The organism is Methylophaga sp. UBA1464 (assembly GCF_002325665.1).
Classification (GTDB): domain Bacteria; phylum Pseudomonadota; class Gammaproteobacteria; order Nitrosococcales; family Methylophagaceae; genus Methylophaga.
Genome location: NZ_DCSO01000017.1, coordinates 4032 through 4853, shown reverse-complemented (window position 1 = coordinate 4853; position 822 = coordinate 4032). Strand labels below are relative to the sequence as shown.

Genomic DNA, 822 nt, shown 5'->3' with positions numbered 1-822 from the left:
TAGTCACCCTCTTCCGTCCCTGGTCGGAATTTTATTTCCTTTACCTGTATCTGTTTTTGCTTTTTCTTAGCAATGGCTTTTTGTTTATTAGCCTCAAACACATACTTGCCGTAATCCATAATACGGCAGACTGGCGGTTCTGCCTGAGGGGCAATCTCCACCAAATCCAGCTCGGCTTCTTCCGCTAACTCCAAGGCTCTCGCCAATGAGATAACGCCTAGTTGTTCACCGTTTGCATCGGTTACACGAATTTCTTTGGCTGTGATTTCAGAATTCAGCCTTTTTTGATCTGTAGCGATGTTTTTAATCCTCTAAAATAATTCGACCGCGGCGAGCAACGTCTTCTTGAAGCAATGAAACGAAGCTCTCAAGCGACATAGCGCCTAAATCTTCGCCTTTGCGAGTACGTACTGCCACGGCATTTTCTTGTGCTTCGCGATCCCCAACAACGATCAGATAAGGTACGCGCCGCAATGTGTGCTCGCGTATTTTAAAGCCAATCTTTTCATTTCTCAAGTCCGTATCGGCTCTAAATCCCTGATTTTTCAATTGTTGGGCAATTTGTTGAACATATTCTGACTGTTTATCGGTAATTCCCATGACCATTACCTGACGAGGTGCAAGCCATGCCGGAAACGCGCCAGCATATTCTTCGATGAGTATACCGATAAAACGTTCAAGTGATCCAAGAATCGCACGATGCAGCATAACCGGTACCTGTTTCGAGCCATCATCGGCCACATAAGTTGCATCCAAACGGCCCGGCATCGAGAAATCAACCTGAATGGTACCGCATTGCCAGACCCTTCCCAGACAATCTTT

At 46.0% G+C, this 822-nt stretch carries 2 protein-coding genes; both read right to left on the bottom strand.

What is annotated here, in order from left to right; translation table 11 throughout:
• Positions 1-308: translation initiation factor IF-3 (gene infC / locus B3O33_RS01835; protein WP_349676289.1), on the bottom strand; the 308-nt coding region annotated here is incomplete at its 3' end.
• Positions 304-822 (bottom strand): threonine--tRNA ligase (locus tag B3O33_RS01830; RefSeq protein ID WP_292362814.1); only part of this gene is annotated, 519 nt, incomplete at its 5' end. The genes infC and B3O33_RS01830, both read right to left, overlap by 5 nt.